The sequence below is a fragment of the Streptomyces sp. NPDC034086 genome, from assembly GCF_055575515.1.
Window position 1 is genome coordinate 182,506 of the sequence record NZ_JBVISM010000011.1, and the last position, 23,084, is coordinate 205,589.

Sequence of the window (23,084 nt, forward strand, 5' to 3'; positions counted from 1 at the left end):
CCGTTTCCTCTGTCGTTCTCGGGCTCAGACCGCCGCGGCCGGAGCCGCCGGGGTCGTGGGGGCGGCCGTCGCGGCCGGGATGGTGGCCTTGAGGTCCTCGTCGGTCACCGCCGCGGTGGTGCCGGCGGCCGGCGGGACGGCGACGGCGGCCATGGCGGTGGTGACCACGCCGGGCTGCTCGGCCGCGGAGGCGTCCGCGGCCGGGGCGTTGACGTTGGTGTGGTCGACGACCTGGCGGCGGGAGATGAACCAGATGGCGGCACAGGAGGCGACCAGGAAGACCGTGACGGCGGCGACGCCGACGTCACCGGTGCGCATGACCAGCTCGGCGCCGGCGGCGACCAGGGCGGCGGCCGGCAGGGTCAGACCCCAGGCGATGAACATGCGGGTGGCGGTGGACCAGCGGACCACACCGCCCTTGCGGCCCAGGCCCGCGCCCATGACGGCGCCGGAGCAGGCGTGCGTGGTGGAGAGGGAGAAGCCGAGGCTGGAGGAGGCCAGGATGACGCTCGCGGCCGAGGTCTGGGCGGCGAAGCCCTGCTGCGGCTGGAGGTCGGTCAGGCCGGAGCCCATGGTGCGGATGATGCGCCAGCCGCCCAGGTAGGTGCCCATGGCGATGGCCAGACCGGCGGAGACGATGACCCAGACCGGCGGGTTGGAACCGGGCGCGAGCGCGCCGCCGGCGACCAGGGCCAGGGTGATGATGCCCATCGTCTTCTGCGCGTCGTTGGTGCCGTGCGCGAGGGAGACCAGTCCGGCGGAGGCGATCTGGCCGGCCTTGTAGCCCTTGACGGAGGTCTTCTGACCGACCTGGCCGTTCAGCTTGTACGTGAGCTTCGCGGCCAGCATCGCGGCCACGCCGGCCACGATCGGGGCGGCGACGGCGGGGATGAGCACCTTGGTGACGACGACGCTGCCGTTGACGGCGCCGAGGCCGGCGGAGGCGACGGCCGCGCCGATCAGGCCGCCCATCAGAGCGTGGGAGGAGCTGGAGGGGAGGCCGACCAGCCAGGTGACGAGGTTCCAGAGGATCGCGCCGACCAGGGCCGCGAAGATCACCTCCGGCTGGATGCCCTCCTCGTTGACGAGGCCCTTGGAGATCGTCTTGGCGACCTCCACGGACATGAACGCGCCGACGAGGTTGAGCACGGCGGACATGGCCACCGCCGTCTTGGGCTTGAGGGCGCCGGTCGAGATGGTGGTGGCCATCGCGTTGGCTGTGTCGTGGAAACCGTTCGTGAAGTCGAACACGAGAGCGGTGATGATCACGATCCCGAGGAGAAGCGTTATGTGCTCCATTTACCCAGGCTTCTGTTTGGCGTCAGTGGCACGGCGACCGTAGGCAACCTGGGTGAACGGAAGATGAACTGACTCGGGCGGCACGGTGTCCCCACGCGCCACACCATCAGGCCATTCGTCCCGATTCTTTCGTAGGCATCCCGGTTCGTGCACGTCAAAGGCGGGTGAACGGGTCCGTCCGGTGCGATCCGACGCCCCGCTGACCGCCGCCCGCCGGCCCCCGGAAGAGAGGCAGATCACTCCTTCCGGGGCCGCGTCCGGATCCCGCCCGGCCCGGCCGCGCCAGGCGCGGAATGATCTCCTCCGGTGGCCCCCGCGCCGTCGCGCCCCGAGACTGGAACGGTGCGTACCGCCACAGCGACGGCAGCGGCCGTCACCACGACCCTGATCGGTGCCGGAGCGGCCGCGGTCGCGGCCGGCCGGTACGCCGCCGACGCCGCCCTGCGGCCCGAACCCGGCCGCCCGCTGCCCGGCGGCCCCCGCCTCAGCGTCCACTCCACCGGCCCCGGCCGGGTGGTCCTCACCCGCTCGCTGGCCTCCCTGCGCCCCGGCGTCCACGGACTGGAGGCGCCGGGGGTGCACGCCGTGGTCGGCTCCGTCCTCACCGACGTCCCGCACGGCGCGGACACCGTCGTACGCCGTCTCCTCGCCGTCACCCACGGCAGCCTGACCCCCGGCACGCGGGTCCACCTCACCCCCCAGGTCCACCGGGGCGACCCGCGCTCCGCCCTCGGGCTCGACCACGCCGACGTGGACGTGCCCGGGGAGCTCGGCCCGCTCCCCGCCTGGTTCCTGCCCGGGGCCCGGGGCACCTGGGTGATCACCGTCCACGGGCTCGGCACCGGCCGCGAGCACCCGATGGTGGTCATGCCCTTCCTGCACCGCCACGGCCTCCCCGTGCTCGACCTCGGTTACCGGGGCGACCCCGGAGCCCCCGCCTCCCCGGACGGCCTCGGCCACCTGGGCGAGTCGGAGTGGCGGGACCTGGACGCCGCCATCCGCTACGCCGTGCGCTACGGGGCCCGCCGGGTGGTCCTGTACGGCTGGTCCACCGGGGCGGCCATGGCCCTGCGCGTCCTGGAGCGCTCCGCCCTGGCCGGGCGGGTCTCCGGGGTGGTGCTGGACTCGCCCGTCCTGGACTGGCACGCCACCCTGCGCGCCCTCGCCGCCGGCCGGCGCACCCCGGCCCCGCTGCTCCCGCTCGCGGTCCGGGCCGCCGAGGGCCGCGCCGGGCTGCGCGCCGACCACCTCGCCCCGGGGGCCGACCCCGGCGCGCTGCGGGTCCCCGTCCTGCTCTTCCACGGGCCGGCCGACGCGGTCGCCCCCTGGGAGCCCTCCCGCCGGCTCGCCGCCGCCCGGCCCGACCTGGTCACCCTGCACACCGTCATGGACGCCGGGCACGGGGCGATGTGGAACGCCGACCCGCTGCGGTACGAGGAGGCGCTGCGGCGCTTCCTGATTCCGCTCATGTGACGTGTGGTGTGGCGCCGGGGTGAAGGGGCTGTGGCGGACGGGACGGGGCGGGTGATTCATCCCGGTTCCTCCACCCCGTGACCTGTGGAAACGACCGGTTCCGTTTGGGCTTTCGGCCAGTGACGGGCGAGACTGCTTCCGTGACGTCCCGAAAGCCTGATGAGCAGTTGGCTCGCGACTCCAGACTCCGACTCGTCTCCCAGCGCTCCGTCGCCACGGCGCGCAAGGCGGTGACCGACCGGCGAACCCGGTCGGCCACCCGGCCCCCGGCGGGCACCCCCGCCACGGCAGACCTGGCGAACCGCGCCCGCGCCTCCCTCGCCGACGCGGTACGGCTGGCCCGCTGGGCCGAGCTGAACCTCGGCGCGGGCGACGGCGGCCGCCCCGCACCGGCGGGCGCGCTGCCCCCTGCCGACGTCGAACGGGCCGCCGCGGAACTGGGGCTGACGCACGGCCAGATCCAGGTCGGCTGGGACCGCGCCCGCCTCTCCGGCCTCGTCGAGGTGCACGGCGGACACGCCCGCCCCGGCTGGCGGCTGCGGGCCTGGGGCCGCGACGACACGGCCGTACTGCGCGGCTGGGTCGCCCTGTTCGACGCCTGGTCGCTCGTCCACCCGGCCCCCGCGGACATCGCCCCCTCGGCCGTCGCCGAAGTGGTCGAGGCCATGCCGCAGCTGCTGTCGCTGCTCCAGCTGTCCGCCGGCCCGGTCTCCGTCCCGGACCTCCTGGACCTCCTCACCCAGCGGGTCACCGAGCTGCGCGACGAGCGCTGCGAGGTCCCCTACGGCCCGGAGCCCGCCGCCGGCTCCGCCACCGCCGAACCCCGGCCCCTCCCGCTCGCCCGGCTGCTGCGCTGGGCCCTCGGCGGACTCGCCGCCGTGGACGCCGTCACCCTCGGCCCCGCCCGGGCCACCCTCACCCCCCTCGGCAGCTGGGCCGTGTGGGTGAAGCTCGAGCAGATCTGCGTCGCCGCCCAGAGCCCGGCCGGGAACATCGAGCAGTCCGCCGCCGCCATGCTGCACGGCTGCGCCCGCCTCACGCCCGGACCGGCCCGCGCCGAGTACCAGGCCTGGCTCGCCGCCCGGCCCGTCGGCCACGCCGTCAGCGAGCTCCTGCACGCGGCCCGTGGGGAGGACGCCCTGCTGCGCGGCCTGGCCTTCGAGGCCCTGCGCGTGGTCGGCGCCCCCGCCGAGCCCGAGGTGCGCGCGGCCCTGCGCGAGCCCGCGCTGCGGCCGTACGCCCTGCTCTGGCTCGCCGAGCACGACGGGGCCGACCCCGACGACGCCCAGGACGTCCTCACCCCCGAGGAGTCGACCTGGCTCTGGGTCGACACCGCCGCCGCCATCGCCGACCACGGCGAGGCCGACCTGCTGGCCCGGCACCTCGACTCCGCCGTCCGCACCACCGTCCCCCGGCTGCTGGACGAGGTCCGCGCGGTCGGCCACCCGCGCACCGTGCAGGTCCTGGTCGCGCTGGCCGCCGCGCACCCCGACCCGGCCCTCGCCAAGGCGGTCCGCCGGGCCGCCTTCCAGGTCCACACCGGCGGCGCGTAGCCCGCGGGAGCGGGGGCGGCGGCACGGACGGGGGCCGTACCGCCGCGGGGCTCAGACCTGCGGCGCGTACGTCCCGAAGCTCCAGATGTTGCCCTCGGCGTCCCGGGCCATGTAGTCGCGGGAGCCGTAGTCCTGGTCGGTGGGCTCCATCAGGACCTCCGCACCGCGCTCGACGGCCCGCCGGTGGTGGGCGTCCACGTCCTCGACCACGACGTAGACCCCCGAGGGCCCCGCGTCGCCCATGGCCTTGTCGAAGACCCCGCCGGTGCCCTTGCTGCCCAGCATCACCACGCCGTTGCCGTACGCCAGCTCCGCGTGCACCACCGAGCCGTTCTCCCCCTCGTACACCGCGACCTGGCTGAAGCCGAAGGCCTCGGTCAGCAGCTTGATGGCCGCCTTCGCGTCGCGGTAGACCAGCGTGGGACAGATGGACGGAACGCCTGCCATGACGATCACTCCCTCTCGTGACGGTGACCCGCGTCACAGCATGGCAGGAGCCGCGCGCCCGTCAGCGGAAGGTGTCGCACCGGGCCATGTCGCCCGTCCGGTAGCCCTGGTAGAACCACTGCTGGCGCTGCTCGGCCGAGCCGTGGGTCCAGGACTCCGGGGTCACCCGGCCCTGGAGCCGCTCCTGGATCCGGTCGTCGCCGACCGCGGCCGCCGCGTCCAGCCCGTCCCTGATGTCCTGGTCGGTGAGGCTGGTGATCAGCGGCCTCCCGGTGGACTCGTCCGGTGTCCTCGTCGCGTTGTGCGCCCACACCCCGGCGTAGCAGTCGGCCTGGAGCTCGACCTTCACCGCGCTGCTGTTCGCGCCCTGCTGCCCGTCCTGGGCCCGCTGGAGCGTGCCGGTCAGGTTCTGGACGTGGTGCCCGTACTCGTGGGCGACGACGTAGGCCTGGGCGAACGGGCCGCCGCTCGCCCCGAACTTCGTCCGCAGCTCCCGGAAGAAGTCCAGGTCGAGGTAGACCTGCCGGTCGCGCGGGCAGTAGAAGGGGCCGACCGCCGAGGTGGCGGCCCCGCAGGCGGTGTTCACCCGGCCGGTGAAGAAGACCGTGGACGCCGGGCGGTAGGCGCCGCCCCGCTTCTGGAACTCCTGCCTCCAGAAGTCCTGGGTGCTGTTGACCACCGCGACCAGCCGGCAGTCCTCCCGCGTGTTGGCGTCCCGCCCGGTCCGGCAGGACTGCTGCACCTGGGCGGCCGAGGAGGAGGTCGCGGCAGGCTCCGGACTCCCGTCCGACAGGCCCAGCTGCTCCGGGCCCACCCCGAAGAGCAGGCCCAGCACCAGTGCGACCAGGCCGACGAGGCCACCGCCGATCGTGGCCCTCCCGCCCGGGACGCGGCTGCCGCGGACGTCCTTGACCTCGGACGTGTCCAGATTGGCGTTGTCGTCGAACTGCATCCCGCACCGCCTCTATCGGTGAGACCGCAGGGACGGCCCGGCCGCCCCTGCGGCGAGTATCAACCCGTTCATCCTGATACGCGCCCCGGGGTGCCCGCGTGGCCCGTGCGCCGAACGGGGGACGGGAGGTCCCGAAAAGTGGTTGCGCGCCCCCGGTAGAATGAATCCCATGGCAAATCTCCTCGCGGATTAGCGGCGTCGAAGCAACGCGCGTCCTGCCCCCACTTCCGCCGTCCCCACCGCCCTGGAGTATTTCCGTGATCACCGCCACCGGCATCGAGCTGCGCGCCGGCGCCCGCATCCTCATCGAGAACGCGTCGTTCCGCGTCGCCAAGGGCGACCGCATCGGGCTCGTCGGCCGCAACGGAGCCGGCAAGACCACCCTCACCAAGTGCCTCGCGGGCGAGGGCCAGCCCGCCGGCGGCACCATCACCCGGTCCGGCGAGGTCGGCTACCTCCCGCAGGACCCGCGCACCGGTGACCTCGACGTACTCGCCCGCGACCGGATCCTGTCCGCGCGCGGTCTCGACGTACTGCTCAAGAAGATGCGCGCCAACGAGGAGCGCATCGCCACCGGCTCCGGCGCCACCCGCGAGAAGGCCCTGAAGCAGTACGAGCGCCAGGAGACCGAGTTCCTCACCAAGGGCGGCTACGCCGCCGAGTCGGAGGCCGCGACCATCTCGGCCGCCCTCAGCCTCCCCGACCGGGTCCTCGGCCAGCCCCTGCACACCCTCTCCGGCGGCCAGCGCCGCCGTGTCGAGCTCGCCCGGATCCTCTTCTCGGACGCCGACACCCTGCTCCTCGACGAGCCCACCAACCACCTCGACGCCGACTCGATCGTGTGGCTGCGCGACTACCTGAAGAACTACCGCGGCGGCTTCATCGTGATCTCCCACGATGTCGACCTGGTCGAGACCGTGGTCAACAAGGTCTTCTACCTCGACGCCAACCGGGCCCAGATCGACGTCTACAACATGGGCTGGAAGCTGTACCAGCAGCAGCGCGAGGCCGACGAGAAGCGCCGCAAGCGCGAGCGCCAGAACGCCGAGAAGAAGGCCGCGGCCCTCAACGCCCAGGCCGACAAGATGCGCGCCAAGGCCACCAAGACCGTCGCCGCCCAGAACATGGCCAAGCGCGCCGACCGGCTGCTCTCCGGCCTGGAGGCCGTCCGCGCCTCCGACAAGGTCGCCAAGCTCCGCTTCCCGGACCCGGCGCCCTGCGGCAAGACCCCGCTGACCGCCGAGGGCCTGTCGAAGTCCTACGGCTCGCTGGAGATCTTCACCGACGTCGACCTGGCCATCGACAAGGGCTCCCGCGTCGTCATCCTCGGCCTCAACGGTGCCGGCAAGACCACCCTGCTGCGCCTGCTGTCGGGCACCGAGAAGCCCGACACCGGCACGGTCGTGCCCGGTCACGGCCTCAAGCTGGGCTACTACGCGCAGGAGCACGAGACGCTGGACCCGGACCGCACGGTCCTGGAGAACATGCGCTCCTCCGCGCCCGACCTGGACCTGGTCGAGGTGCGCAAGACGCTCGGCTCCTTCCTGTTCTCCGGTGACGACGTGGACAAGCCCGCGGGCGTGCTCTCCGGCGGCGAGAAGACCCGTCTGGCCCTGGCCACCCTGGTCGTCTCCTCGGCCAACGTGCTGCTGCTCGACGAGCCCACGAACAACCTCGACCCGGCCAGCCGCGAGGAGATCCTCGGCGCGCTGCGCACCTACAAGGGAGCGGTCATCCTCGTCACGCACGACGAGGGCGCCGTGGAAGCCCTGGAGCCGGAGCGGATCATCCTGCTCCCCGACGGGGTCGAGGACCTGTGGGGCCCGGACTACCGGGACCTCGTCGCCCTCGCCTGAGTTCCGCCCGACCGCCTCCGCCGTGTTGATCCAGTTCCTTATGGATCATTCGGCCCAGGCGTGATCCATCATCTGAGTGAGACGGTCTCGTACCGTCGCGCTCTGTACGACGGCCCCGGCCGCGTCCTCCCGGACACGCGACCGGGGCCGTCTTTCTGCCCTGACCGGCCCCTGACCTGGTGATTCCCGTCGACAGTGGAGAAATGTGACGGAGGTCATGCAGCGGAAGAGGAGATTCCGTTCTGCTCGGGTGTCCACGGCCCCCGAAATGCCGTGGCACCGACCTTGCCGAATGGGTGGCCAGGAAGCCGGGGAGGGGTGATCATGAGAAGTCCAGAGCGCACTTCCCACGAGGAGGCACGGGTGGCCGAGACTCTGAAGAAGGGCAGCCGGGTGACCGGCGCCGCGCGCGACAAGCTCGCGGCAGACCTGAAGAAGAAGTACGACTCCGGTGCGAGTATCCGGGCGCTGGCCGAGGAGACCGGCCGGTCCTACGGATTCGTCCACCGGATGCTCAGTGAGTCCGGAGTCACGCTGCGCGGTCGCGGTGGCGCGACACGCGGCAAGAAGGCGGCTGCGGCCTGACCCCGGCCGTCAGGCCGGGGCCGTACCGAAGACCGCTCGACAGCTCCGTTCTCTTCCACGCTGTCTGATCCGTGCTGTCCGTCTCATCCGTTCCACGCACGGCACCTTCGGTGACCCCCGGTCGGCCCCCCGGCCGGCTGGGTGGTTACTGTGCAGTCACTTAGGCCGAGTACGCGGCCACGACTGCACACCGGAGGCACCAGATGGCTCTGCTCGACAAGGATGGCGTACGGCTCACCATCGACGACACGGTCGCCACGGTGACACTGACCAATCCGGCCAAGCGAAACGCTCAATCCCCCGCGCTCTGGCGGGCGTTGGCGGAGGCCGGACGGTCGCTGCCCGGCACCGTCCGGGTGGTCGTGCTGCGCGGCGAGGGCAAGTCCTTCTCCGCCGGGCTCGACCGCCAGGCGTTCACCCCCGAGGGCTTCGAGGGCGAGCCGTCCTTCCTCGACCTGGCGCGCGGTTCCGACGAACTGCTCGACTCCACCATCGCCGAGTACCAGGAGGCCTTCACCTGGTGGCGGCGCAATGACATCGTCTCCATCGCCGCCGTACAGGGCCACGCGATCGGCGCCGGCTTCCAGCTCGCCCTCGCCTGCGACCTGCGCGTCGTCGCGGACGACGTGCAGTTCGCCATGCGCGAGACCAGTCTCGGCCTCGTCCCCGACCTGGCCGGCACCCAGCCGCTGACCGCCCTGGTCGGTTACGCCCGCGCGCTCGAGATCTGCGCGACGGGCCGCTTCGTGCACGCCGAGGAGGCCGAGCGGGTCGGCCTGGCCAACCTGGTGGTCCCGGCCGGTGAACTGGAGGCCGCCGTCCAGGACCTCACCACCGCCCTGCTGGCCCCGGCCCGCGACGCCGTCATCGAGACCAAGGCGCTGCTGCGCGGGGCCCCGTCCCGAACCTACGACGACCAGCGCGCCGCCGAGCGGGCCGCGCAGGCCCGCCGCCTGCGCGACCTGGCGGGCCTGTCCGACTGACGCCGTACGCACGCACGCCCGAGGAAGGCCGGAACGGCGGGACCGCTCCGGCCTTCCGGCGTAGTTCCCGGGGCGCCGGGAACCGTACGCGCTTACCGTGGTCGGGAGGCTCCCCTTCCTAAGGACGTCCCATGACCGATTCCGCAGCGACGGGCTTCGCCAAGGACCCCGCGGACCGTGGCCGCACCAGCATCGCCGACGGTGTGGTCGAGAAGATCGCCGGGCTGGCCGCCCGGGAGGTGGCCGGCGTCCACGCCATGGGCAGCGGCAGCGGACTCTCCCGTACCTTCGGGGCCGTCCGCGAGCGGGTCCCCGGCGGAGCCAGGGCCGCGGCCGCCCGAGGCGTCAAGGCGGAGGTCGGAGAGGTCCAGACCGCCCTCGACCTGGAGATCGTCGTCGACTACGGGGTGGAGATCCGCGAGGTCGCCCGGGCCGTCCGGGAGAACGTCATCGCCGCCGTCGAGCGGATGACCGGCCTGGAGGTCGTCGAGGTCAACATCGCCGTCAGCGACGTCAAACTGCCCGACGAGCCCGACGACGAACCGGATTCCCGGCTCCAGTAGCGGGCCCGGAAACGGAGAGGAGTCACGCGATGAGCATGGCGGTCGCCGGCCTGTTCGCCGGCATGGCCCTGGCGTTCGCCGGGTACTTCGGCGGCTTCGGGGCCTTCCTGCTGGTGGGGGCACTGGGCACCATCGGCTTCCTCGTCGGCCGGTACCTCGACGGGGACCTCGACCCGGGCGACCTGTTCCGTCCCCGCGGCCGGGACGGCCGGCGCGGGTGAGCGGCCGATGAGCGCGCCCCGGCCCCTGCCGCCCCGGGTGCCGCCCGCCGAGCGGGGCGCCCTGCGGATCGCCGACCGGGTCGTCGCCAAGATCGCGGCGCAGGCGGCCCGCGAGGCGCTCGACAGCCCGCCCGGGGCCGTCCCGCACGCGACCGTCACCGTCCACCACGACATCGCGCGGGTCAGGATCGGCCTGGAGCTGGACTACCCCTCCGACCTCGCCGCCCAGTGCGCGGCCGTGCGCGAGCAGGTGGCCCGGCGCGTCCGGCAGTGCGCGGCGATGGCGGTCCCCGAGGTGGCCGTCGACATCGAGCACCTGCACTCCGCCCACACCCGGCCCGGCGCCCCCGCCGGGCGGGACCGGCGGCTGAGGTGAGCCGGCCGCACCGCTTCCGGTCGCCGCGCAGGGGCCCGGCCGGGGTGGTCGCCCTGGTGGTGCTCGCGGTGGCGGGGCTCTTCCTCTACGACCTGGCCGCGGTACGCGCGCACCGGCCCGGCATGCGCTGGCGGCGCGAACTGACCGCCCTGCTCGAGCGGCACGGCCCGGCCGACGCGCGGGTGCTGGCGGGCGGGGCGCTGCTGGCCCTGGCCGGAGCGGTGCTGCTGGTGCTCGCGCTGGCTCCCGGGCTGCGCCGGGTGCTGCCGATGCGGACCGAGCCGGGGCTGCGGGCGGGCATCGGACGCCGGGCCGTCGCGCTGATCCTGCGGGACCGGGCCATGGAGGTCGCCGGGGTCCGCTCGGTCCGGGTCAGGGTGGGCCGTACCCGCGTCGGGGTCCGGGCCACCTCGCACTTCCGCGAACTGGACGACGTACGGGCCGACCTGGACGAGGCGCTCGCCGTCGGCATCGGGGAACTGGGGCTCGCGCGACCGCCGCGGGCCCGGATCAGGGTCAGGAGGTGAGCGGCGTGCCGTTGCTCGGCGTGGTGAACCGGGTGGTGCTGGCGCTGGCCGGTCTGGTGCTGCTGGCGGCGGGCCTGTCGGTCCTGACGGCGTCCTGGCCGTTCGCCGGACGGCACGCGCCGCTGCTCGCGCGGCACCGGGGCCTGGAGGGCGGCTGGTGGTGGGCGGTGTTCGCCGCGCTGGCGGTGTGCGTGCTGCTGGCGCTGTGGTGGCTGGCGGCACAGCTGCGGCGTCCGCGGCTCGCGGTGGTCGCGGTGGACACCGGCGACGGGGACTTCGCGCTGCTGCGGGGGCGGGCGCTGGAGTCGGCGGTGGCGGCCGAGGCGGCGGCCTTGGACGGCGTCGCCCACTGCCGGGTCGTGCTGCGCGGCCGGCGGGCGGCGCCTGCCCTGCGGGTGGCGCTGGAACTGGCACCGCACGCCGTGCCGGCGGACGCCCTCGCGGCGCTGGCGGGTCCGGTCCTCACCCACGCCCGCACCGCGACGGGCCTCCCGTCCCTCCCGGCGGAAGCCCGCCTGCACGTCAGTCCGCACCCGGCACGACGGGTCACGTGACGGGGACCGCTGGGGACCGCCGCTCTGACCGGGCGGGGTTCCCCGGGGGCGTCGCGGGGTGGGGCGTCGTCCGGGCGGGCTTCGATGTTCGGCGCCCGTTCCTGGTCTGAGGGGCGCGGGGCACCGGGCGCCGAATTCGTCTCGTTCCGGAGAGTGGTGGCAGCGGCCAGTGCGGTGGCCATGTGGTGTGTGCGCATCGCGCCCCTGTGTCCGCCGGGCGACTGCTGCGGGGCGGCTGGGACCATGGATGGACGTCCAGCAGAAGCGTCGGGTGTGGATTGTGCTACATGCCTCGAAGGATCACCATTAAGACGAACCCGACGAGTGCTACCAGGAAGATGACGCCGATACACCCGCAGCAGTTTTCAAAGGGCCCCCTTACGTCTTCACCGTTGGCGCGTCGGATTGCGCGCTCCATCGCGTACTCGTCCATGAACTCCCCGCTGTCAGTCATGACACGCTGCTGAAGGCAAGCGTCTGGCGTTCCGAGGGGATTGGGAAGGGCGCTGGGCGCGCGAAAGCCCCGCGCGTGGGCGGGGCTTCGGCGTCCGGGCACGCCGGAGATGCCCCAAGGACGGGACACGACTTCGGATTTTGCAACTGGGTGCAGAGAAGAGCCACCGCCGCACGGGGCGTGGCGACGGGGGCTCGGGTGGCCAGCGCGGTTGGGTGGGAGGCGCTGGTCCCCCTCCAGGTGGGCACACGCTACGCCTCAGGTGGCCGGACCAACACCCCTTGCACGGCTGGATTTAGACCTCCGGTCGCCGTTCGGCTCGGTAGTCCGGGTGGTCGGCATATGGCAGGGCGAGGAGGCCCCGGACGACACCCCACCCCGTCCCCGCCCCCTCACGTCCGTTGTCCGCCCGCCCGTGTGGTGCACCCGCAGGCGTGCTGCCGGCGACTCCCAGCCTCGCCGGGCAGCGCGGGTCAGGCAAGATCCGGAAGGGACGGCCTAGAAGCCGTGGCGGGCTCCGCCGTCCACCGGGAGCATCACGCCCGTGAGGTACGACGCCGCCGGGGAGAGGAGGAACGCCGCCGTGCGGCCGAACTCCTGCGGGGTGCCGTAGCGGCGCAGCGGGATGCGGGACTCGTGGCCCGCCCGGGCCGCGTCGGCGTCGCCGGACAGCGCGTCCAGCTCCCGTACCCGGTCCGTGTCGATCCGCGCCGGCAGCAGCCCGACCACGCGGATCCCGCGCGGGCCCAGCTCGACCGACAGGGACTTGGCGAAGCCCGCCAGCCCGGGCCGCAGGCCGTTCGAGATGGTCAGGCCGGGGATCGGCTCGTGGACCGAGCCCGACAGCACGAAGCCGATGACCCCGCCCTCGCCCAGCTCGGCCGCGGCCGCCCGGGCCAGGCGGACCGCGCCGAGGAAGACCGTCTCGAACGCCGCCGCCCACTGCTCGTCGGTGTTGTCCGCCGCGGAGCCCGGCGGGGGACCGCCGACGCTGATGAGGACGCCGTCGAAGCGCCCGAAGCGGTCCCGCGCGGTGGCGACCAGCCGCGCCGCCACCTCCGGGTCGGAGTTGTCCGCCGCCACACCGACCGCGTGGGGCCCGAGTCCGGCGGCCGCGTCCGCGGCGCGCTTGGCGTCCCTGCCCGTGAGTACGACCTTCGCCCCGTCGGCGGTGAGCTCGCGCGCGGCGGCGAAGCCGAGGCCCCGCGTGGCACCGGTGACGACGTAGACACGGTCCTTCAGTCCAAGATCCATGCCGGACAACCTACGCCGAAGCGGGCTCCGGAGACACCGCCTTGGCGGCCGCCTCCTCGCGGTCGCGCTTCTCCCGCCGCACCAGCACCAGCCATCCCACCGGCACCGCCGACGCGAAGAGCCACCACTGCACGGCGTAGGCCATGTGGGCGCCGATCGAGTCGTGGTCGGGGTCGGCCACCGGCTCGGGGCTGCCGCCGGCCGGTTCGGGCGCGGTCAGTTCGAGGTAGCCGCCGAGCACCGGCTTGCCCAGGGCGGCAGCCTGCTGCTCACTGTTGATCAGCATCACCTGGCGGTCGGGCAGGCCCTTGCGGTCCTTGATCCCGCTGCCGCCGCTGGTCTCGTCGGCCTTGAGCCGCCCCGTGACCGTGACCTGCCCCGAGGGCGCCGCCGGCACCGGGGGGAAGGCGCGCGGGTCGCCGCCGCCGGGCACCCAGCCGCGGTTGACCAGGACCGCCCGGCCGTCGTCCAGCACCAGCGGCGTCACCACGTGGAAGCCGACCTTGTCGCCGTTCGAGGTGCGCATCCGTACGACGACCTCGTGCGCCGGGTCGTACGTGCCGGTGGCGGTGACGGCCCGCCAGTAGTCGGCCCTCGGGACCGTGTGCCCGGGCGAGGTGACCTCGGTCACGGGCACCGGCTTCCCGTACAGGTTCCTCGCGATCAGCTCGTTCTGGGCGACCCGGTGCTCGTGGCGGTGGAACTGCCAGAACCCCAGCTTGACCATCACGGGGACGAGGACGAGGGCGACGAGGGTGAGGGACACCCACTGCCGGGTCAGCACAAAGCGGTACACGCCCACGACGGTACCCCCAGCGGGGAGGACCCCGGCGGCCGGGTGGCCTTCCGGGGTCCGGGGGGAAGGGGGAGAGGGGTCAGACGTGGTCGACGATGCCCACCTTCCCCTCCGCGCGGGCGCAGTGACCGCCGCAGTACCACCGGCCCTCGACCTCGACGCCCTGGCCGATGATCTGGACCCGGCAGTGTTCGCAGATGGGCGCCATGCGGTGGATGGCGCAGGAGAAGCAGTCGAAGACGTGCACCGCGCCCTGCGCGTGCACCTCGAAGGACATGCCGTAATCGTTTCCGCAGACCTCGCAACGTGCCATGCGCCGCATGCTCGGCGGGGCGGCCGGACGGAACAAGATCCACCGGGGTGAGTCGCCGCGCCTGCACCCGGCCGGAGCAAGGGCCGTTACTTCTCCGCGGCCGCCGCCACGTCCCGCAGCAGCTGGGTGAAGGCCGCCTCGTCCACGATCGGGGTGCCGTACGACTTGGCCTTGACCGTCTTCGAGGTGGGGGAGTCGGGGTCGTTGGTGACCAGCAGGCTGGTGAGCCGGGACACGCTCGTCGCGATGTGCAGGCCCGCCTCCACCGCCCGGTCCTCCAGCAGCTCCCGGTCCACGGAGGTGTCGCCCGAGAAGGCGATCCGCATGCCCTGCTTGAGCGGCTTGCCGTCCTCGAAGCGCCCCGGGTTCGGGTACGGGCACGGCGGCCGCTTGCGCGAGACCCGCCAGTTGCCGCCGTTCCCGTACGAGGACTGGTAGCCGACGCGGGGAGCGGCGGGGGAGTCCGACCACTCGGTCAGCGGGCGGCACTCCAGCAGGGGCAGCCGTACGCCGTCGCGCGCGGCCGCGTGCAGCGACGGACGGAAGGCCTCCGCCAGTACCCGGGCGTCGTCGAGGGCGTGGTGGGCGCGCTGCTGGACCACGCCGTAGTGGGCGGCGAGGGACTCCAGCTTGTGGTTGGGCAGCGGCAGGTTCAGTTCCTTCGACAGGGCGATGGTGCACAGCCGCTGGCGCACGGGCGCGGTCACGGAGGCCCGCGCGTACTCCCGGGCGATCATCTGCCAGTCGAACATGGCGTTGTGCGCGACGAGCACCCGGTCGGCGAGCCGGCCCCCGAACTCCTCGGCGATGTCCTCGAAGAGCGGAGCGTCCTGGAGCATCGCGGTGGTCAGGCCGTGGATCCAGGTCGGTCCCGGGTCACGGCGCGGGTTGACCAGGGTGTACCAGTGGTCCTCCACGTTGCCCTGCGCGTCGAGCCGGTAGACGGCCGCGGAGACTATCCGGTCGTCGCGAGCGAGCCCGGTGGTCTCCACGTCGACGACCGCGTACCCCTGCGGGTACGCGGTCGGCCATTCCGTCTCTGCGGTCGTACGGTCGTAGAGCATGGTCACAGAGGATATCGGCACGCACCGACACCCGTGGTCCGATGCCCTTTCAGGACGGCTCCGGCTCCGGCCCGGCCGCCAGCTCCGCCACCAGGTCCGAGGCGCTCACCGACGTGAAGGATCCGGCCACTTCGGCCGGGCCCGGGAAGAGCCGGAAGGCCGTTCCCGAAGCGCCCGGCCCGGCCGCGGTGGCGTGCACCGTGACCAGGAACACCCTGCGGCCCGCGCTCTCCTCGGCGACGGCCGCCCCGGCGTCCGGGGCCGCGCGCCGCTCCTCGGGCCCGCCCGCCGCCGCGACGCGGGCGGCGAATCCGGCCACCGTCTCGGCCGCGCCGGCCCGGTACCTCCAGATCTCCCCGTCCCGCAGGACGGCCACCTCGCGGGAGCGGGCCGCGGCCCGCCAGACCGCCAGGTCCCACAGGGTGGTGCGGGTGCCGGACCCGAAGTGGTCCCACACGTCGCGGGCGACGGACCCGAGCCGCTCGCCGTGCGCGGCGACGCTCTGGAAACCTTCGGACGCCGGCAGGTGGACGTCCGCCCACAGGGCCCGGCGGGCGGCGAGGTCCACGACCATCGGCAGGCAGACCCGTGAGTCGCCCGTCAGGTCGAAGCGCTGACGCATGCTCCGGGGGTCGTACGAGGAGCCGCGCGGACCGTCCGCGGGCAGGGCCATGAAGCCCGCGAAGGCGTCCGGCAGTTCGTCGAAGGGCACGTTGTTGTAGCTGAAGACCAGCGGTACCGCGTACACGTCGCCGTTCCCGGCGAGGGCCGCCAGGTCCAGGTCCACGTACTCGGTGGCACCGTCCGGAGCGGGCGCCGAGGTCAGGTCGCCCGAGTGCACGGCGGCCGTCCGCGGCCCGTACCGCAGGCGCGTGTAGTCGCACAGCCCCCGGTACTTCCAGTCCGCGTCGAAGAAGGCGACGGACAGGTCCAGGTCGGTGCGGTTGCCGGCGGGCTCCGTTCAGTGCAGGAACAGCCGCAGCACCTCGTCCCCCGGCAGGGTCTGCGTACTGCCGCGCGGGACGGCGACCAGCGACCGGGACGCGTTGCGCTCGCCGGAGGGCACGGTCAGGTCCGAGAGCCCGGCGTCCAGGACCGCCAGGTCGTACGCCTCCCCGCCCGCGGCGGCGAACCGGCGCAGCACCTCCGCCTCCAGGCGGGCCGTGACCGCCCCGACGAGGGGCGCGGGCAGCGGGGCCCGCTCCTCCCACGCCACCTGCGCGCGCGCCACCCGGCCGCGCGGGAAGAACACCCGGCGCCCGCCGGTACGGTCCCCGGCGCGGGTGCGCAGCGCGCCGAACGCCGACAGCAGCGGTCCGGCCCCCGCCTCGGGCAGTCCCCGGCCGAGGGCCCGCTCCAGCTCGGGCAGGAGTTCCGCGCCCGGGTGCAGGCGCAGCAGGTGGTCGAGGCGGCGTACGAGTTCTCCCGGGCGCTGCCCGGCGAGCGCGGCGGCGGCCGCCGCGTCCCCCTCGGCGAGGGCCTGCTCGAGCCGGCCGGCCCAGGTGACGGGCCGGATCCGGTCCCCGTCCACGCGGACGGCGTCCGGGTGCGCGGCGGCGCGGGCCAGCAGCGCCGCGCCGAGCGGGGTGGCGGCGGACACGGCCGTGCCGCGCAGCACGGCGAAGGCGAGCGCGGCCCGGGGGTGCCGGTCGTGCCGCTCGAAGGGGTGCAGCAGCTCGGCGGCCCGCTTCCAGGCGGCCGGGTGCCGCAGCAGGTCCTCGACCAGGTACCGCGGGTCCAACGCGTCGAGCACCGCGAGGAGTTCGCGGCGCAACGGCCGTCCGGGGTTCACGAACCGGGGCGGCGGCAGCAGACCGGCGTCGCCGCCGGACAGCACGGCGAGCAGCCGCAGCACGTCGGTGGCCGTGGTGAGCCGGGCGGCGAGCAGCGGCCGTACCGCGTCGGCGGTCCGCCAGGCGCGCAGCAGGGTGCCGAGGACCTGCGCCTTGGTCTCGCGCACGGGGATCTGCTCGGGGAGCCAGCCGAGGTCCGCCGGAGCGGTGTGCAGCAGCAGGTCCAGGTCCTCGCGGTCCTCGGGGGACAGCGGCGTCTGCCGGGCCAGCAGCCGGGCGACCACGCGGCCGCAGTCGGCCTGCCGGTCGGTGCCGAGCCGCAGCAGCCGCAGCGGGCCCCCGGCTCCGTGGCCGGCGGGCGCGGCGGATCCGCGGGGCCGGTCGGGGACCGGGCGCAGGAAGGGGTCGGCGGGGTCGACGCGCCGGTGGCAGACGGGGCAGCCGGTGTAGTCGGCGCCGTCCCAGCAGGCGCGGCAGACGAGATGGGCGCAGGGCGCGACGGGGTGAACCGTGCCGGCCTCGCCGCACAGGACGCACGGCTGCGCGGGTTCCTGGAGCAGCAGGGCGAAGACGCGGCTGACGTACCAGTGTTCGGTGTCGTGCGGGACGGAGAAGGGGAAGCGGCGGAAGAGGGGCTTGTGCACCCGGTCGGAGCCCGTCAGCCGGTCCAGCAGCGCCAGCAGCCGCAGCCGCTCGTCGGCGAGGTCGGTCGGCGCGAGCCGTGAGAGCGCGGCGTGCAGCTCCGGGCTCAGCGCGTACCCGCGTTCGAGGAGCTCGCCCTCCAGGGGGCGCACTCCCTCGCGGCCGGGTGACGCGGCGGCGTCCGGCAGGTCGACGTAGACGGTCCTGAGCCGGTGCAGCAGGACGGACTCGATGGCGGACACGGGTGGCACCCCCTCCGGGAACGACAGGGCGGGGGCGGAGAGTGGGCGCGCGGATTCTTGGTAAAGGAGTGGAGAAGGATGCGCGCCGGGGAGCCGCCCCCGCACGGCCGATCTGATCACGCGGCCGGGCACCCGGGCAATCCGATTATCCTCCGGACCCGGTGAGCAGGGCCCGCGTCAGAGCCCGTACCGACAGCAGGAACAGCCGTTCCGGGTCGGCCGGGCGGGCCAGGGCGCGGGCCAGCGCCGGGTCGCCGGGGGCGGACCGCGGGTCCCACAGCTCGCCCTCGCCCGGCGACTGGGCGGGGGAGCGCTCGCGGTTGCGCTCGACCAGGAGGAAGCCGACGGTCTGGAACTGGACGGCGCGCACCGCGTCGGCGGCCCGCGCCCCGCGCAGTCCGGCGGCGTGCACCTCGTCGGCCAGTGCCCGCTGGGCGGGCAGGAACATCCGCTCGGTGAGCCCGCGCTCGTGGACCATCGCGATCAGGTGCGGGCGTGCCCGGATCTCCCGCCGCAGGGCCAGGGCCACCGAGACGATCCGCTCGGCCGGGGTGCGGCCGGCGGGGCGCACCGCGCCCATCTCCTGGACGGTCCGCTCCACCAGGGCGTCGAGGAGCCGCTCGCGGTTGCCGACGTGCCAGTAGATGGAGGTCACCGCGGTGCCCAGCTCGGCCGCGAGGCCGCGCATGGTCAGGGCCGCCGGACCGTGCCGCCTGACCAGCGACGCGGCCGCTTCCAGGACTTCGTCGCGGGTCAGCGCGTTTCTCGCCATCGCCGGGGCCGCCAATCTGTCTGACGGAGCGTCGGTTTCCGTGTGCGCACGGCTCTTTACCCTTCATCGGCGCCGGTGTAACTGTGTTACAGAACCGCCTCCGGCCCCCGCCGGGGGAACCCTCGGAAGGGTGGTGCGCGACATGGCACGCATACGGTACGGAGCGCGGACCGAGGCCGAGATCACGGCATCGCGCGAGAAGAGCGCCAGGCTCCCCGACATCTGGTCCACCGGAGTGGTGGCCGTCTGGGAGACCGACCCCGACGTGGTGGCGGCGGTCCTGCCCCCACCGCTCAAGCCCGCCGAACGGCCCCTCGTACGGGCGAACATCAGCAAGGTCGACCTGCCCGGCTACCCCCTCGGCGCCGGCTCGGTGGCCGTGGCGGCCCGGCACGGCGCGGTCGACGGCTGGTACCCCCTCGTCATGCCGATGACCCACGAGCGCGCCCTGACCGGCGGCCGCGAGGTGTTCGGCGAGCCGAAGAAGCTGGGCGAGGTCACCGTCGAGCGCGAGGGGCTCGTCGTACGCGCCGCCCTCGCCCGGCACGGCATCGCCTTCGTCGAGGTGCGCGGGGCCGTCGACCGCGAACTGCCGCCGCCCGGGCCGACCGTGAAGACCGACTTCTACTTCAAGTTCCTCCCGGCCGTGGACGGCTCCGGCCTCGACGGCGATCCGGTGCTCGTGCACTGCACCCGCAACGAGAAGGTCCGCAGACTGGAGCACCTCACCGGGGACGTGGTGCTGCGCGAGTCGATGTACGACCCCGTCGCCGACCTTCCGGTACGGCGCCTCGTGGAGCTCACCATCGGCGAGAAGACCACCGACCAGCGGGGCAGGATCGTCGAACGGGTCAGTGCCCGGGCGCTGCTCCCCTACGTCCACCAGCGCTACGACGACCCCCTCCAGATCCTCGACGGCCCGCCCGAGGGGAGCGTGTGACGTGCGGCTCGCACCCGGACAGGTGGCCGTCGTCACCGGTGCCGCGAGCGGCATCGGCCTCGCCCTGGCCCGCCGTTTCGCCGCCGAGGGCCTCAAGGTGGTCCTCGCCGACGTGGAGGAGGCCGCCCTGCGCGAGGCCGCCGACGCCCTCGCCGCGGACGGCGCGGAGGTGCTCGCCCGGACCGTCGACGTCAGCGAACGCGACTCCGTCCTCGCCCTCGCCGACGCCGCCCACGAGACCTTCGGCGCCGTGCACGTCCTGTGCAACAACGCGGGCGTCGGATCCGGCGCCGAGGGCCGGATGTGGGAACACGAGCCCAACGACTGGAAATGGGCCTTCGCCGTCAACGTCTGGGGCGTCTTCCACGGCATCCAGGCCTTCGTCCCCCGCATGATCGCCTCCGGCGCCCCCGGCCACGTCGTCAACACATCCTCCGGCGACGGCGGCATCGCCCCCCTGCCCACCGCCTCCGTGTACGCCGTCACCAAGGCCGCCGTGGTCACCATGACCGAGTCCCTCTACGCCCACCTCAAGGCGGAAGGCGCCCCCGTGGGCGCCTCCGTCCTCTTCCCCGGCCCGCACATGCTGCGCACCGGACTGTGGGAGTCCCACCGCAACCGGCCCGCGCGCTTCGCGAAGGAGCGCCCGCGCAGGTCCCCGTACCGCGGCCTCGACCAGTACGAGGCCGCGATGAGGGAGGCCGGGCACGAGGTCCGCTTCACCCCGGTCGAGGAGGTCGCGGAGCACGTCGTCGACGGCATCCGCGCCGACCGCTTCTGGATGCTGCCGCCGAGCGAGCACAGCGACCGGCAGATCCGCGCCCGGTCGAGGTCGATGCTCGACCGCGCCAACCCCGCCTACCTGGAGAGCTTCATCCTCGACTGAGGAGCGTCGTGTGAGCGAGTACGCGTACGAAGACCCGTACCTGATCATCTCCTCCGACTGCCACGCGGGCCTGCCCACCGAGCGGTACCGCCCCTATCTGGCGTCCCGTTTCCACCGGGCGTTCGACGAGTTCCTCGGCGGGCGCGACGCCCGCCGCGAGGAGGCCACCCGGCTCGGCGTCCGCAACGAGGCCTTCGCCGAGAAGTGGTTCCACGACAACGAGGAGGGCCTCAAGGGCGGCTGGGACAGCGACCGGCGGCTGAAGGAACTCGACGGCGACGGGGTGGCCGCCGAGGTCGTCTTCCCGGACGCCGACGCCGTCGACAGCCGGACCGCCGCTCCCTTCGGGGTGGGCCTGGGCCTGTCCGGCGACCAGGACCCCGAGCTCGGCATGGCGGGCGCGCGGGCGCACAACCGCTGGCTGGCGGAGTTCGTCGGGCGCGCCCCCGAACGCCACTGCGGTGTCGCCCTGCTGCCCATCACGGGCGAACCGTCCGAGGTCGTCGCCGAGATCCACCGGGCCAGGGAGTCCGGCCTCGGCGCCCTGATGATCCCGTCCATGTGGGTGGACCGGGCGCCCTACCACCACCGCCGTTACGACCCCGTGTGGGCGGCCGCCGCCGAGACGGCGATGCCGGTCGTCACCCACTCGGGGGCCGCGCCGCGCCACGAGTACGGCGACCACCTGGGCATCTACGTCTCCGAGGTCACCTGGTGGCCGGCCCGCCCGCTGTGGTTCCTGCTCTGGTCCGGGGTCTTCGAGCGCCACCCGGGCCTGAGGTTCGGCGTCGCCGAGTCGGGCTGCTGGTGGCTGCCGAACCTGCTGTGGTTCATGGACCGCCTCTACCTCGGCGCCCACGGCGGCAAGAAGCTCTCCCCCTTCGCCGAACTGAAGCGCCCGCCCAGCGAGTACCTCGACCGGCAGGTGTTCGTCTGCGCCACCAACACCAAGCGGCGCGAACTCGCCCAGCGCTACGAGATCGGCGTGGACAACATCCTGTGGGGCTCGGACTTCCCGCACCCCGAGGGCACCTGGCCCGACACCCGCGGCTGGCTGAGGAAGACCTTCCACGACATCCCGGTCGCCGAGACCCGCCGGATGCTGGGCCTGGCCGCCGCCGAGGTCTTCGGCTTCGACACGGAACGGCTCGCCCCCCTCGCCCGCCGCATCGGCCCCACCCCGGCCGAGCTGGGCCAGAGCCCCGACCAGGCGGCGGTGGAGGCCTCCTGGGCGCGCTCCCGCGAGACGGGCCGCCACTGGCTCACCGGCGACGACTTCCCCTCGCTGGGGGTGACCCGGTGACGGCGGACGACCGCTACACGGTCATCTCGGCGGACTGTCACGCGGGAGCCGACCTGCTCGACTACAGGCCGTACCTGGCCAAGCGCCACCACGAGGCCTTCGACGCCTGGGCCGCGTCCTACGTCAATCCGTACGAGGACCTCCTCGCCGACTCGGCGGACCTCAACTGGAACTCGCGCCGCCGCCTTGCCGAGCTGGAGGCCGACGGCATCGTCGCCGAGGTCGTCTTCCCGAACACCATCCCGCCCTTCTTCCCCAAGGCCTCGCTGATGGCCCAGCCGCCGACCGCCGAGGAGTACGAACTGCGGTGGGCCGGGCTCCAGGCGCACAACCGGTGGCTGGCCGACTTCTGCGCGGACGCGCCGGGCCGGCGGGCGGGCGTCGCCCAGATCCTCCTCAACGACGTGGACGCGGCGGTGGCGGAGGTCCGCCGCACCCGGGAGGCGGGCCTGACCGGCGGCATCCTCCTGCCCGGCGTCCCGCCCGGCTCACCCGTCCCCGAGCTGTACTCGGCCGCGTACGACCCGATCTGGGCGGTGTGCGCGGAACTGGACGTCCCGGTCAACCACCACGGCGGCTCGGCCTCGCCCCCGCTGGGCGACGAACCGGCCGCGCGGGCCGTCTTCATGGTGGAGACCACCTGGTTCTCGCACCGCGCCCTGTGGCACCTCGTCTTCGGCGGCGCCTTCCGCCGCCACCCGGGCCTCAAGCTCGTCCTGACGGAGCAGGGCTCCGGCTGGATCCCGGGCGTGCTGGAGATGCTGGACTACTACCACGGCCGCCTGGTCGCGGCGGCGTCCACAGCCGAGGCCAAGTTCGGCGCGGGCCTGGCCGAGTCCATGGGCCGGGGCCCGAGCGAGGTCTGGCGGGACAACTGCTTCGTGGGGGCCAGCTTCATGCGCCCCCACGAGGTCCCGCTGCGGGAACGGATCGGCCTGGACAAGATCATGTGGGGCAGCGACTTCCCCCACGACGAGGGCACCGCCCCCTTCTCCCGCGAAGCCCTGCGCATCGCGTACGCGGGCCTGCCGAGGGAGGAGGTCGCGGCCATGACCGGCGGCAACGCGGCCCGCGTGTACGGCTTCGACCTGACCCTGCTGGACGCGGTCGCCGCGAAGGTCGGCCCGACGGTGGCCGAGATCTCCGTCCCGCTGACGGAGGTTCCGGCCACGGCCACCAGCCCGGCCTTCGCCCGCGGAGCCTCGGTCCGGGTCTGGTAGCCACGGAGTCCCCCGC

The 23,084-nt window shown here is 73.9% G+C and carries 24 protein-coding genes; 14 read left to right on the plus strand and 10 right to left on the minus strand.

Going from position 1 to position 23,084, the window contains the following annotated elements; translation table 11 throughout:
* Positions 1-24: 24 nt before the first annotated feature.
* Positions 25-1,299: an inorganic phosphate transporter gene (locus ACZ514_RS23815; RefSeq protein WP_469125595.1), complete on the minus strand. Its 1,275-nt coding sequence runs from the start codon at positions 1,297-1,299 to the stop codon at positions 25-27.
* Between the two features lie 342 nt (positions 1,300-1,641).
* Between ACZ514_RS23815 and ACZ514_RS23820 the strand changes: the two genes are divergently transcribed.
* A complete protein-coding gene (locus ACZ514_RS23820) occupies positions 1,642-2,772 on the plus strand; it encodes an alpha/beta hydrolase family protein (protein ID WP_468167251.1) in 1,131 nt (376 codons plus the stop codon).
* A 140-nt stretch (positions 2,773-2,912) separates the two neighbouring features.
* Complete coding sequence (locus ACZ514_RS23825; RefSeq protein WP_469125596.1) at positions 2,913-4,325, plus strand: hypothetical protein; 1,413 nt, start codon at positions 2,913-2,915, stop codon at positions 4,323-4,325.
* A 51-nt stretch (positions 4,326-4,376) separates the two neighbouring features.
* On the opposite strand, the gene ACZ514_RS23830 is transcribed toward ACZ514_RS23825, so the two are convergent.
* Positions 4,377-4,772: a VOC family protein gene (locus ACZ514_RS23830; RefSeq protein ID WP_468167255.1), complete on the minus strand. Its 396-nt coding sequence runs from the start codon at positions 4,770-4,772 to the stop codon at positions 4,377-4,379.
* Between the two features lie 61 nt (positions 4,773-4,833).
* Entirely contained in the window at positions 4,834-5,724 is an 891-nt protein-coding gene (ypfJ, locus tag ACZ514_RS23835; RefSeq protein WP_468167257.1) for a KPN_02809 family neutral zinc metallopeptidase, read from the minus strand.
* Between the two features lie 257 nt (positions 5,725-5,981).
* On the opposite strand from ypfJ, the gene ACZ514_RS23840 reads away from it, so the two are divergent.
* The 8 genes from ACZ514_RS23840 to amaP all read left to right on the plus strand — a co-directional run bounded on the left by ACZ514_RS23840 (position 5,982) and on the right by amaP (position 11,389).
* Positions 5,982-7,580, plus strand: coding sequence for an ABC-F family ATP-binding cassette domain-containing protein (locus ACZ514_RS23840; RefSeq protein ID WP_468167259.1), 1,599 nt, complete (start codon positions 5,982-5,984; stop codon positions 7,578-7,580).
* 363 nt (positions 7,581-7,943) lie between these two features.
* Positions 7,944-8,165 carry a helix-turn-helix domain-containing protein gene (locus ACZ514_RS23845; protein ID WP_007263382.1) on the plus strand — a complete coding sequence of 74 codons (222 nt, stop codon included), beginning with the start codon at positions 7,944-7,946 and terminating at the stop codon, positions 8,163-8,165.
* Between the two features lie 203 nt (positions 8,166-8,368).
* Positions 8,369-9,148: an enoyl-CoA hydratase/isomerase family protein gene (locus ACZ514_RS23850; protein ID WP_468167261.1), complete on the plus strand. Its 780-nt coding sequence runs from the start codon at positions 8,369-8,371 to the stop codon at positions 9,146-9,148.
* Between the two features lie 131 nt (positions 9,149-9,279).
* Positions 9,280-9,711, plus strand: a complete 432-nt coding sequence (locus ACZ514_RS23855) for an Asp23/Gls24 family envelope stress response protein (RefSeq protein ID WP_469125597.1) — start codon at positions 9,280-9,282, stop codon at positions 9,709-9,711.
* A 29-nt stretch (positions 9,712-9,740) separates the two neighbouring features.
* Complete coding sequence (locus ACZ514_RS23860; RefSeq protein WP_468167265.1) at positions 9,741-9,932, plus strand: hypothetical protein; 192 nt, start codon at positions 9,741-9,743, stop codon at positions 9,930-9,932.
* Positions 9,933-9,939: 7 nt separating this feature from the next.
* Positions 9,940-10,308 (plus strand): Asp23/Gls24 family envelope stress response protein, encoded by a 369-nt coding sequence (locus tag ACZ514_RS23865; RefSeq protein WP_468167267.1) that lies wholly within the window; start codon positions 9,940-9,942, stop codon positions 10,306-10,308.
* Positions 10,305-10,835 (plus strand): DUF6286 domain-containing protein, encoded by a 531-nt coding sequence (locus tag ACZ514_RS23870; RefSeq protein WP_469125598.1) that lies wholly within the window; start codon positions 10,305-10,307, stop codon positions 10,833-10,835. The genes ACZ514_RS23865 and ACZ514_RS23870 overlap by 4 nt, the downstream gene beginning before the upstream one ends.
* Positions 10,832-11,389, plus strand: a complete 558-nt coding sequence (gene amaP / locus ACZ514_RS23875; protein ID WP_468167271.1) for an alkaline shock response membrane anchor protein AmaP — start codon at positions 10,832-10,834, stop codon at positions 11,387-11,389. The genes ACZ514_RS23870 and amaP overlap by 4 nt, the downstream gene beginning before the upstream one ends.
* Positions 11,390-12,341: 952 nt before the next feature.
* Here the strand turns inward: amaP and ACZ514_RS23880 are convergent.
* From ACZ514_RS23880 to ACZ514_RS23910, 7 genes are all read right to left on the minus strand, one after another.
* Positions 12,342-13,097 carry an SDR family oxidoreductase gene (locus ACZ514_RS23880; RefSeq protein ID WP_468167273.1) on the minus strand — a complete coding sequence of 252 codons (756 nt, stop codon included), beginning with the start codon at positions 13,095-13,097 and terminating at the stop codon, positions 12,342-12,344.
* Positions 13,098-13,107: 10 nt separating this feature from the next.
* Positions 13,108-13,893 carry an SURF1 family cytochrome oxidase biogenesis protein gene (locus ACZ514_RS23885; protein ID WP_469125599.1) on the minus strand — a complete coding sequence of 262 codons (786 nt, stop codon included), beginning with the start codon at positions 13,891-13,893 and terminating at the stop codon, positions 13,108-13,110.
* A gap of 79 nt (positions 13,894-13,972) precedes the next feature.
* Positions 13,973-14,206: a hypothetical protein gene (locus ACZ514_RS23890; protein ID WP_468167276.1), complete on the minus strand. Its 234-nt coding sequence runs from the start codon at positions 14,204-14,206 to the stop codon at positions 13,973-13,975.
* An 86-nt stretch (positions 14,207-14,292) separates the two neighbouring features.
* On the minus strand, positions 14,293-15,270 hold the full coding sequence (locus ACZ514_RS23895; protein ID WP_468167278.1) for a DEDDh family exonuclease: 978 nt from the start codon (positions 15,268-15,270) through the stop codon (positions 14,293-14,295).
* Positions 15,271-15,319: 49 nt separating this feature from the next.
* Positions 15,320-16,111, minus strand: a complete 792-nt coding sequence (locus tag ACZ514_RS23900) for a hypothetical protein (protein ID WP_469125600.1) — start codon at positions 16,109-16,111, stop codon at positions 15,320-15,322.
* A 120-nt stretch (positions 16,112-16,231) separates the two neighbouring features.
* Entirely contained in the window at positions 16,232-17,947 is a 1,716-nt protein-coding gene (locus ACZ514_RS23905; RefSeq protein ID WP_469125601.1) for an MXAN_6230/SCO0854 family RING domain-containing protein, read from the minus strand.
* Positions 17,948-18,092: 145 nt separating this feature from the next.
* Positions 18,093-18,719, minus strand: a complete 627-nt coding sequence (locus ACZ514_RS23910; protein WP_468167282.1) for a TetR/AcrR family transcriptional regulator — start codon at positions 18,717-18,719, stop codon at positions 18,093-18,095.
* A 142-nt stretch (positions 18,720-18,861) separates the two neighbouring features.
* Here ACZ514_RS23910 and ACZ514_RS23915 point away from each other — a divergent pair, with 142 nt between their 5' ends.
* Genes ACZ514_RS23915 through ACZ514_RS23930 form a run of 4 tightly spaced genes read left to right on the plus strand, consistent with a single transcriptional unit; the run spans position 18,862 to position 23,068 of the window.
* Positions 18,862-19,659, plus strand: coding sequence for an acetoacetate decarboxylase family protein (locus ACZ514_RS23915; protein WP_469125602.1), 798 nt, complete (start codon positions 18,862-18,864; stop codon positions 19,657-19,659).
* Between the two features lies 1 nt (position 19,660).
* Positions 19,661-20,545 carry an SDR family NAD(P)-dependent oxidoreductase gene (locus ACZ514_RS23920; RefSeq protein ID WP_469125603.1) on the plus strand — a complete coding sequence of 295 codons (885 nt, stop codon included), beginning with the start codon at positions 19,661-19,663 and terminating at the stop codon, positions 20,543-20,545.
* Positions 20,546-20,555: 10 nt separating this feature from the next.
* On the plus strand, positions 20,556-21,848 hold the full coding sequence (locus tag ACZ514_RS23925; protein WP_469125604.1) for an amidohydrolase family protein: 1,293 nt from the start codon (positions 20,556-20,558) through the stop codon (positions 21,846-21,848).
* Positions 21,845-23,068 carry an amidohydrolase family protein gene (locus ACZ514_RS23930; RefSeq protein ID WP_469125605.1) on the plus strand — a complete coding sequence of 408 codons (1,224 nt, stop codon included), beginning with the start codon at positions 21,845-21,847 and terminating at the stop codon, positions 23,066-23,068. Before ACZ514_RS23925 ends, ACZ514_RS23930 begins: the two co-directional genes overlap by 4 nt.
* Positions 23,069-23,084 lie beyond the last annotated feature (16 nt).